At 48.1% G+C, this 9,419-nt stretch carries 9 protein-coding genes; 5 read left to right on the top strand and 4 right to left on the bottom strand.

All coding sequences use genetic code 11. The features are described 5' to 3' along the window. Together J3L11_RS18110 and J3L11_RS18105 are read left to right on the top strand one after the other, a co-directional pair. Positions 1-775: MFS transporter (locus tag J3L11_RS18110; protein WP_207571890.1), on the top strand; the 775-nt coding region annotated here is incomplete at its 5' end. A gap of 13 nt (positions 776-788) precedes the next feature. Then, positions 789-1,811 carry a LacI family DNA-binding transcriptional regulator gene (locus tag J3L11_RS18105; RefSeq protein ID WP_133037602.1) on the top strand — a complete coding sequence of 341 codons (1,023 nt, stop codon included), beginning with the start codon at positions 789-791 and terminating at the stop codon, positions 1,809-1,811. 294 nt (positions 1,812-2,105) lie between these two features. Here J3L11_RS18105 and J3L11_RS18100 read toward each other — a convergent pair whose 3' ends face one another. Together J3L11_RS18100 and mqo are read right to left on the bottom strand one after the other, a co-directional pair. Next, complete coding sequence (locus tag J3L11_RS18100) at positions 2,106-2,579, bottom strand: NYN domain-containing protein (protein WP_207571889.1); 474 nt, start codon at positions 2,577-2,579, stop codon at positions 2,106-2,108. Between the two features lie 306 nt (positions 2,580-2,885). After that, on the bottom strand, positions 2,886-4,508 hold the full coding sequence (gene mqo / locus J3L11_RS18095; RefSeq protein WP_207571888.1) for a malate dehydrogenase (quinone): 1,623 nt from the start codon (positions 4,506-4,508) through the stop codon (positions 2,886-2,888). A 561-nt stretch (positions 4,509-5,069) separates the two neighbouring features. Here mqo and J3L11_RS18090 point away from each other — a divergent pair. Beyond that, positions 5,070-5,510, top strand: a complete 441-nt coding sequence (locus tag J3L11_RS18090) for a hypothetical protein (protein WP_207571887.1) — start codon at positions 5,070-5,072, stop codon at positions 5,508-5,510. 105 nt (positions 5,511-5,615) lie between these two features. Then, on the top strand, positions 5,616-5,939 hold the full coding sequence (locus tag J3L11_RS18085) for a YbjQ family protein (RefSeq protein WP_207571886.1): 324 nt from the start codon (positions 5,616-5,618) through the stop codon (positions 5,937-5,939). A 74-nt stretch (positions 5,940-6,013) separates the two neighbouring features. On the opposite strand, the gene J3L11_RS18080 is transcribed toward J3L11_RS18085, so the two are convergent. Both J3L11_RS18080 and J3L11_RS18075 read right to left on the bottom strand, forming a co-directional pair. Continuing rightward, positions 6,014-6,967 (bottom strand): aldo/keto reductase, encoded by a 954-nt coding sequence (locus J3L11_RS18080; protein ID WP_242695329.1) that lies wholly within the window; start codon positions 6,965-6,967, stop codon positions 6,014-6,016. Positions 6,968-7,247: 280 nt separating this feature from the next. Further along, entirely contained in the window at positions 7,248-8,042 is a 795-nt protein-coding gene (locus J3L11_RS18075; RefSeq protein ID WP_133037596.1) for an SDR family NAD(P)-dependent oxidoreductase, read from the bottom strand. Between the two features lie 136 nt (positions 8,043-8,178). Here J3L11_RS18075 and J3L11_RS18070 point away from each other — a divergent pair, with 136 nt between their 5' ends. Continuing rightward, positions 8,179-9,075 (top strand): LysR family transcriptional regulator, encoded by an 897-nt coding sequence (locus J3L11_RS18070; RefSeq protein WP_207571884.1) that lies wholly within the window; start codon positions 8,179-8,181, stop codon positions 9,073-9,075. The last annotated feature ends 344 nt before the right edge of the window (positions 9,076-9,419 follow it).

Genomic DNA, 9,419 nt, shown 5'->3' with positions numbered 1-9,419 from the left:
GCTGGGTCTGCTACCGGCATTGTTTTGTCGAAGTCGCGCTATCACTATCAGTCACGCTGCCACGCCAGGATTCAGAACAAGTTTACGGCAGCTGGTGCGCCATAAATCGCTGATGTTGCTGATGGCTATCTGTTTATTACAGCTTGGCGGTAGCGTGTTTGCCGCCAGCATGGATTATTACCTGTTGGTGTATTACGTCTGTCATGGCGATATTGCTCAGGGAGCTTATCTAAAAGGCGTGCTGTCCAGCGCTTATGCATTGGCAGGTTTTGCCAGTGTACCCTTGGTGAATTGGCTGCGTAGTCGCTGGGGCACTGTTGCGGCGCTGCGATGGGTGTTGCTGCTGTCGCTGCTGGGTGGCATAGCCAAGTGGTTTTTGTTTGTGCCAGGCATAGGCTTGTGGATTGCGTTGGATGCTGTGTTATGCACCAGTGTTTGGACCGCCATGACCATCATCATTCCGTTATTAAATGCCGGATTGAGCGATGCTGAAAGTCAGCGTCAGCGTCATCCCACTGCTGGAATATTTGCCTCCATACATAATGCCGCTACTTCACTAGCGAGCATTCTGGCATTACTGGCTTCTGGTTTAGCGTTGAATTTTATCGGTTTTGATGCCACCGCAGGCGGAGCGCAGAGCAACAGTAGTATCACCGCTATGCGCTTGATCCTCGCCGGTGGTACGGTGTTATTCGGATTTTTATCCTTGTGGTGTTTACACAAGTATCATATTGGTTCACAAGATAAACTTGCTTCATCTGGAGCAAAGGACTGACGAGAGAGAAGTTATGGTAACCATCAAAGATGTTGCTCGGATCGCCGGAGTTTCGACCGCTACAGTATCGCGTGTCATCCATAATGGTAGTCAGGTGGGCGATGCTTGCCGAGCCAGAGTGAAGAAGGTAATTGCTGAGCTGGGTTATCAGCCGAATGCTAATGCGCAAGCGTTAGTGAGTAAGACGACTAATACCATAGGCGTAGTGACACCGCGTCTGTCTATGTCCTTTTTTGGTACCTTGGCCAGCGGCGTTGAAAATGCGGTCAGAGAAAATGGTTATAAGCTGCTGATGGCCAACTCCTTGTATGAGACACAATCCGAGCTTGATGCCATTCAGTCGCTGCGACAACACAACTGTCAGGCGATTATTCTGCACAGCGAATATTCTGACGAAGCCACACTGATCCGTTTGGCGGCAGAAATTCCTGGATTAGTGCTGGTCAATCGTTATATTCCACAAATCGCTAATCGCTGTGTGTGGTTGGATAACATCCGTGGCGGGCAGTGGGTAACTGAGTATCTGTTGTCCAAAGGCCACCGGCAATTTGCCGCCATTACCAGTATCTATCAAAACCGCGATCCAGCGGAGCGCTTAAAGGGCAGTCGTCAGGCGTTGCTGGAGCAAGGTTTGTCATTACCGCAAGAACTGGTGGCGGAAGGGACCGCTAATATGGCAGGTGGCGAACAGGCGGTGAAGGAATTATTAGCGCGTGGACAGCGGTTCACGGCATTGCTGGCCTATAACGATTTAATGGCGATAGGTGCCATTCATGCACTGTTTGCGGCGGGCATTCGGGTGCCTGAAGATGTATCGGTGGTTGGTTTTGACGATTTGCCAGTAGCCCGCGCTTGTCGCCCAAGGTTGACGACCATGCATTATCCCATTGAAGAGATGGCTGCCTATGCTGTGAACCTGGCAATCAAACTCAGTAATGCTGACAATAAAGCGGTGGGGCAAACCCATCTGTTTATGCCTCAGTTAGTGGCGCGCGATTCCGTATGCGGCATTGCGACAGTCGCTCATGGCTTGTAGTGACATATTGTGTTTAAAGATAGTGCGGTGTAGCACTCAATTGGAGAGAGTATCAGCTAATGCAAGGCGTTTCCGCTTGTGTTTAACCAATGGCAGAGCTGAAAGTCGATTCTGCTGCTATCGATACGCGGCGCTATCCTTGTGGGCATTGAGGTGGTGGAGTTTTGCAAGACTCTAGAACGGCAGAGCGTGTTATATATTCATCTGGTCACTTAACGTCACCGAACATCGCTGCTAGTCGTGTCCCTTATTGTTTTGGCGACTCTTGGTGCTCGGTGTTCCCAAGTCATCGCGCTATAGCAGTAATTCTTCATCAATCGCTATAAAACGGCTGGCAGCATTCACCAATGAAATAGCACTTAGCTGTGGCACGCCGCACACCTCTACGGTTTTACCATGATTCTGCCGTAAGGTATCGACCAGTAAACTGAAATCGCCATCGCCTGTCACCAGAATGACCACATCCGCTGCTGCGGTCTGCTCTAAAGCATCAATCGTAATGCCGACATCCCAGTCACCTTTCGCCGAGCCGTCAGATCGTTGAATAAAGGGTTTTAATTTCACCTCAAAACCAATGGCGCGCAAAATATTCTGAAATTCACGTTGTTTTATATCACCACGATCAATCGCATAAGCATAAGCCGCTACCACTTCACGCCCGTCACTTATCTGGGCCCAGAAGCGGTTATAGTTGAAGTGACGACCATAGGCCTGCCGCGTGGTGTAATAGACATTTTGTACATCCACAAACAGGGCAACTTTATCCATCAAAATGCTTCCAACAATGCTATATCGTCCAGTACCTTAACACGTTATAGAGTGGTTCACACAGTAATCGTTGGCCGCGATTCACTTGCCTGAATTGAGCGCTTAACGGGTCTAAGGTAGATACGGTAATCGAGCCCAATACGTTGCGCGACAGAATGGGATGCTGTTGCTAACACGATGCAGTCAGTGCTGATGGCTGAAAATATCCAGAGACAAAAATAGCGGTTAACAGTTTTATTTGGTGAGCTTTGTGTGTTTTATGAGCATTGGGAAGCGTTGCCGGATTTCCCGACAACGCTTCAAGCATTAAAGTGCTATATCGGCCATATTGCTAGGCGGCAGCATAAAGCTGTTATCAGGCTCTGGCACTTTGGTGATCGTGGCTCGTGCCTGACGGCGTAATTGTAACACCTGACTGGTGTAAGCCAGTTCCTGCTCAGTGGCTTCTGCATTACCATCCAGACGTATGCCATAAGATGGAATGATCTGCTGCAACTTGCTACGCCAAGCGTTGCTAGCAACTTTCTCAGGGAAAACTTTCTCCAGCAACTGCAACATGATGGGGGCTGCTGTTGACGCGCCGGGAGAGGCTCCTAGCAACGCGGCAATGGTGCCAAGTTCATCACTGACAACTTCGGTTCCCAGTCGCAACACGCCACCCTTGTGAGGGTCTCGCTTGATTATTTGAACCCGTTGTCCGGCCGTCCACAATTTCCAGTCGGTTTTAGTCGCATCGGGATAATATTGTTTCAGCGCGTTATAGCGATCATTTTCCGATAAACGAACCTGGCTGATGAGGTATTTCACCAAGTCGAAGTTATCTAGGCCAACGCGAACCATGGGCATCAGATTCGACGTATTCGTGGATTTTAGCAAATCCAGCAATGAGCCATTCTTCAGAAAACGGGTTGAGAAAGTGGCAAAAGGGCCAAATAGCAGAACTTTTTTACCGTCGAGTATCCGTGTATCGAGATGGGGCACTGACATTGGTGGTGCACCCACTTCGGCACGGCCATAGACTTTGGCTGAGTGCAGCTTGACGACATCTTCGTTTTCGGTGACGAGAAACTGGCCGCCTACAGGGAAGCCCGCGTAATCTTTGGCTTGAGGAATACCCGATTTTTGCAGCAATCGTAACGCAGCACCGCCAGCACCAATAAACACAAAACGTGCCCGGATCTTGCGTTTGTTGCTGCGATCTTTGGTATCGGCAACGGTCACGGTCCAGCTGTTATCGCTGTTACGCTCCAGATCGCGCACTTCGGTATTGAGCTGCAGTTTGAAATCCGGCTTTTTCTGTAATGATGCCACCAACTGCCGAGTGATTTCGCCAAAGTTAACGTCGGTGCCATTATCTGTGCGCGTAGCGGCAACTTTCTGTGCGGGATCTCTTCCTTCCATGACCAGTGGCGCCCACTGACGGATCTGTTCATGGTCTTCGGAATACTCCATTCCGGAAAACAGGGTGCTGGCCTGCAACGCTTGGTAGCGAGCCCGCAGAAAATTTACATTAGCATCACCCCAGACAAAGCTGATGTGAGGTTCACTATTGATGAACTTATGAGGCTCTTGCAGCACATTCTGGCTGACCTGATAAGCCCAGAACTGGCGTGATACCTGGAAAGCTTCATTGATGTCGATCGCTTTTTGGATATCGACACTGCCATCAGGTTGTTGCGGTGTGTAATTCAGTTCCATTAGCGCGGAGTGTCCGGTACCCGCATTATTCCAGCCATTGGAACTCTCTTTCGCTACGCCATCAAGGCGCTCGATCATGGTCATTGACCAATTTGGTTCCAGAGTTTGCAAGAAGGTACCCAAGGTGGCACTCATGATGCCGCCGCCGATAAGTAATACATCGACGGGGGTCTCCTCACGGGCATTTGCCTTGGAGGGGGCTCCGGAACTTACCAAAGGAGTAAGCAGCATTACGGCAGTCTATCTCATACGTCCAAGAATAGGTGGCCGGATTTTTTACCTTTCCCAAGTTCCTGTCAAGATGCTGAAAAATGGAATAACTCTCTAGAGTTACACAAAAAAATCAGCTTTTACTGGGCTAAATCAAGTCATCTTTTACAGGCTTTTGCGAGCGAAAAAGCAAACTCGTAACGCGAGATAGCCAAGTCATTTTTATGCCTGACAACTACATCTTAATTAGCGTAAATACACTAACTTAATAAGTGATTCAGATCACTTTTTTACTGGTTTTTTGGCGTTATGTCGATACTATCGATTGATGCTTTTAGCTCTTTCGTAAGGGATATTGGCAAACGATCTTGATCGTTTGTTTTTTGGTCTATTGGTCTGACCAAAAAATTTACAAACTTTTACAAATTTAATGAAAAGAACTTGGCGTTTTGGTTTTTGCATGTTCCTATTTTATCTAGGATGAATATAACTGGTCTTTAAGACCAACAGGGAAGTTGTGCTATGCAATGGTTCGCAAGATTTATAGTCGCTGGAGCGCTGGTTGTAGCTTTGCTGCTTTTCATGCGCGTATCTGAGGCGCCACATTCCACACATCATCAAACGGATCCTCAGTTGTTGTCGGCACTGCAAAGGCAGCGAGCGCTCTATATACAATTGATGGGGATGTATCGGCAGGATGCCCCGTTATTTTCAATAAATCCGCAGTTTATGGATCCTGAACACGCCGTCGACGAAGGGCGCTGGCAACAGTATCAACAGTTGTTTTCGCTACTGTCCCTAGACGGTGGCATGCGTGGCTGGGGCCAAGGCGGTATTATGTTCATCCGCTCTATACTTCCCGTTGCCGAAGGCAATAGTACTAAGGGGTACGTGTATCATCCACAAAATCCTCTGCCCATCTATGCTGATTTGGATAAAGCTGCGGCACAGATCCCTATAAATACGGTGGCGTACCGCAAAATAGATGATGACTGGTATCTGTTTTATCTAAAAAGCCACTGAATTCTGAAACATCCTATTGATTGTTTGGTGCGGTTAAATTGCTAATGGTAAAAAGAACAGACCATTTTTGTAGAATTTTGTGGTTGTCAACATTGGAGAATCATCTTGAAAGTATCAACGACAGAGAACATTGCCGGTTATCGGGTCATCCAAACCTTGGGGGTCGTTACCGGTAATGTGGTGCGGAGTAAGCATATTGGTCGGGATATCATGGCTGGTCTAAAGACTATCATTGGCGGTGAGATAGTCGGTTACACCGAAATGCTAGCGGAAGCGCGTGAAGTTGCTACGCAGCGAATGCTGGCGCAGGCGGAACAGCTGGGAGCCGATGCCGTAGTGAACGTTCGTTATACGACCAGCGCCATTGCGCAAGGTATGTCGGAAATGCTGGCGTACGGGACGGCAGTAAAGCTTGGCATTGAAGCCTGAGAGATGCTGCTTTTGATTGCTGGTGCTCGCTACCCGTATCGAGGTGGCTGAGCGCCAGCCGAGCTTGAGCAGCGCTAATTACCTGCTTCTGTCAGTTTGGCTAACTCGGTGGGGGATAGTTGCAGTTCCATCGCTTTGGCAAAACTGTTGATATGACTGACTTGGGTGGCACTGGCGATTGGGGCTGTTACACCTTTAGCGGCAATCAACCATGCAAGGGCCACTTCGGCTGGTTTTACATGGTGTTGCGCTGACACTTCATCCAGTGCCGCCAGAATACGCATACCTTTGGCATTTAGATACTTGCTAACACGGCTGCCGCGGGCACTTTTACTTAAGTCGGTGTCACCGCGGTATTTGCCAGATAGAAAACCGGATGCCAAGCTGAAATAAGTCACTACACCAATATGTTCTCGTACACATAGTTCCTGTAGCGCGCCTTCAAAACTGCCGCGGTCGTACAAGTTATATTCGGGTTGTAACACTTGGTAAGCGGGCAACTGTTGGGCTTTTGCAACATCCAATGATGCTTGTAACTGCTCGGCATTAAGGTTGGAGGCGCCAATGGCGCGAATTTTCCCAGCGTTAAATAGCTTATCGTATGCGCCTAAAGTTTCAGCATAATCAACTTCTGGATCGAGCCAGTGGGAAAAATAGAGGTCGATGTAGTCTGTTTGTAAGCGTTTAAGCGAATCTTCAACCGCCTGTGCAATCCACCTGGCAGATAGCCCCTTATGACCCGGTTGCCCCATATCGGAACCAACTTTGGTGAAAAGTTTCAGCTTATCTCGTCTACCTGGACGCGCTTTTAGCCAACGACCGATGATCGTTTCTGATTCGCCACCTTTGTTATTGGGTGCCCAAGCGGAATATACATCGGCTGTATCTATGGCATTAAAGCCAGCATCAACGAAAGCATCAAGAATGGCGAAGCTGGTCTTTTCGTCTATGGTCCAACCAAACACATTGCCACCAAATACTAGCGGCACGATGTTGAATCCTGTCTTGCCTAATGCTGTTGTTTGCATATTCATTCTCCTTTCTAGCCATTGTTGCGAGTGTTGATGCGTGCTGTATGCGATGTATCAACAAGCGGATAACCTCATTAAACGCCACTAAAATATTGCGGGAATCTTGAAGGCATTGGTGGTTACCTTCCAGAATAACATCACGCTATGTCCTGGATGCGAGTTACTGACGGGGGTAAGCGACAGCCGCTGCGTTGCGGTCAACATCGCTGCTGTTTGTCGCAACGCTGAGGCGTACAACGAGTGCTTAACTAGCCGTAATAATGTTGTACGCTCATTGCTACACAATATCATCGACCACGCCACCATCTACTCGTAATGCCGCACCGCTGGTGGCGGACGCCTGAGTCGAACAAACATAAACCACCATATTGGCCACTTCTTCAACAGTTGCCGCCCGTTGAATAACCGAGCTAGGACGGTTTCCCATCACAAACTCCTTGGCGAGTGTGTCTATAGATTTGCCTGTTCTGGCCATTTCTTCAGCCATCATCGACTCAAAACCGTCAGAGATGGTCGGGCCAGGAAGCACGCTGTTAACGGTAACGCCGCTGCCCGCCAACCGTTTTGCCAATCCGCGAGCTAATGCAAGCTGCGCGGTTTTTGATACGCCGTAATGCACCATATCGGCTGGGATATTGAGGGCTGACTCTGAGGAGATAAATACCACTCGTCCCCAGCCTTGCTGCTGCATGGCGGGCAGATATGCACGTGCCAAGCGCACGCCCGACATGACGTTGGTTTGCCAGTAACGTTCCCAAGTATCATCACTGGTTTCAAAGAAATCTTCTGGTCCGTATATGCCGGCATTATTGACCAGAATATCGACGGTTGGCACCTGCGTGCACAAAATGTCGCAGCCATTCGCATTGGAAAGATCTGCTACCGCGGCGATAATACTGGCGTTGGGATAGTCTCGCAGTAGGCGTTCTTTGGCGGCATTGACGGTCTTTTCGCTGCGGCCGTTAAGCACAATTTCGGCACCGCTGGCTGCCAACTCTTTTGCTATCGCAAAACCAATACCACCACTAGATGCGGTAACTAATGCTCTCTTCCCGTCTAATCTGATATCCATTTTCCCCTCCATTTGTTGTTGATATCGCAGTATTTCGCGAATCAATTACTGCTAAGCAGATGGTGCTTATTGTAGAAGTGCTGCTGACTTGATTAAATGGACATAATCTGAATTCATACTTTCCCAAAGGTTAACAATGAGTGGCTTGGATGATTTACTTGCGTTAAGGGTATTTGAAAGGGTGGTTAGCCTTGGTAGTTTGACGGCGGCAGCGGCAGAACTTGGCCTGTCGCTAGCGGCAACATCAAAACGTCTGGCCAATCTTGAACGGCGCAACGGCATACAGTTGCTGCACCGCAGCACCCGCAAGTTATCTATAACGCCTGAGGGACAAACACTTTATTTGCATGCGCAGCGGATCCTATCTGAAGTCCGGCATGCTCAGGATGCCTTATTGCAACAGCAACAGTTATTATCTGGAAGTCTGCGGATCACCTCTCCTAACAGTTTTGGTTATCGCCATCTGCTGCCATTAGTAAGCGAATTTAGCCAGCGCTACCCGCATATTCAGTTGCAACTGCTAATGAGTGATGATGTGAAGGATATGCTGGCAGAACGGCTGGATTTAGCGATCCGTTACGGCTCATTACCCGACTCTCGGCTGGTGGGGCGACTTCTACTCCCCAACAAGCGGGTGTTATGCGCAGCTCCTAACTATTTACAGCAATACAGGGCACCGATGTCTCTGACTGAGTTAGCTCGACATCGCTGTATTGTTATTGGCACACGTAATGAAACTGAATGGCGTTTTCGTGATAGTAGTATCCATGTGAAGGCATTCATCCTGTGCAACGATGGTGAAGCGTGTCATCGATTGGCGTTGCAGGGATTAGGGGTGGTGATGAAGTCCTATTGGGATGTCGCCGAAGATCTGCAAAAGGGGAATTTGGTACAGTTGCTGGCGGACGAAGCTGTTGCTGATGCTCCTATCAATCTGATATACCCTCGTAGCCAGGATTTGGCACCTCGGGTTAAAGTGTTTATGCGTTTTTTGCAGGAAAAGATGGCGCAACTCGCGCAACAGATGGGCTGAATTCAGGTTTAGCCGAGTAGTGCATTTCACTTTAATAATTGGCATACAAATATGTATCACTCTCTGTTTCTATCCATGTAGCGTTATTTGAACATCACGGACCGTAGCGGGGCAACGTATCAACGGTTGCAAGAGACTATTAGCCTGTAAAAAGCTGGTATATTATTTCGATTTCTAGCATATGATAGAAACTATTGATTTGCATGATATTTTTCTAATGTTTAATGATGAACTATGCAATGATTAATATAAAATTAATTAAATAAAATCAATATTTATATATTTAATGCTGTTACCATTTTCTTATAGTTTTACGTTTAATAATTAGCTTATCTAGTGATGGA

Source organism: Shewanella sp. 4t3-1-2LB (assembly GCF_017368415.1).
Taxonomy (GTDB): Bacteria; Pseudomonadota; Gammaproteobacteria; order Enterobacterales; family Shewanellaceae; genus Shewanella; species Shewanella fodinae.
The sequence above is the reverse complement of the archived record's forward strand: the minus strand, read 5'-3'. Positions and strand labels throughout refer to the sequence as shown.

Bases quoted from the DNA above. Each gene is read 5' to 3' on its own strand.
- J3L11_RS18105 (WP_133037602.1), top strand. From the start codon at position 789: ATGGTAACCATCAAAGATGTTGCTCGGATCGCCGGAGTTTCGACCGCT.
- J3L11_RS18100 (WP_207571889.1), bottom strand. From the start codon at position 2,579: ATGGATAAAGTTGCCCTGTTTGTGGATGTACAAAATGTCTATTACACC.
- mqo (WP_207571888.1), bottom strand. From the start codon at position 4,508: ATGCTGCTTACTCCTTTGGTAAGTTCCGGAGCCCCCTCCAAGGCAAAT.
- J3L11_RS18090 (WP_207571887.1), top strand. From the start codon at position 5,070: ATGCGCGTATCTGAGGCGCCACATTCCACACATCATCAAACGGATCCT.
- J3L11_RS18080 (WP_242695329.1), bottom strand. From the start codon at position 6,967: ATGCAAACAACAGCATTAGGCAAGACAGGATTCAACATCGTGCCGCTA.
- J3L11_RS18075 (WP_133037596.1), bottom strand. From the start codon at position 8,042: ATGGATATCAGATTAGACGGGAAGAGAGCATTAGTTACCGCATCTAGT.
- J3L11_RS18070 (WP_207571884.1), top strand. From the start codon at position 8,179: ATGAGTGGCTTGGATGATTTACTTGCGTTAAGGGTATTTGAAAGGGTG.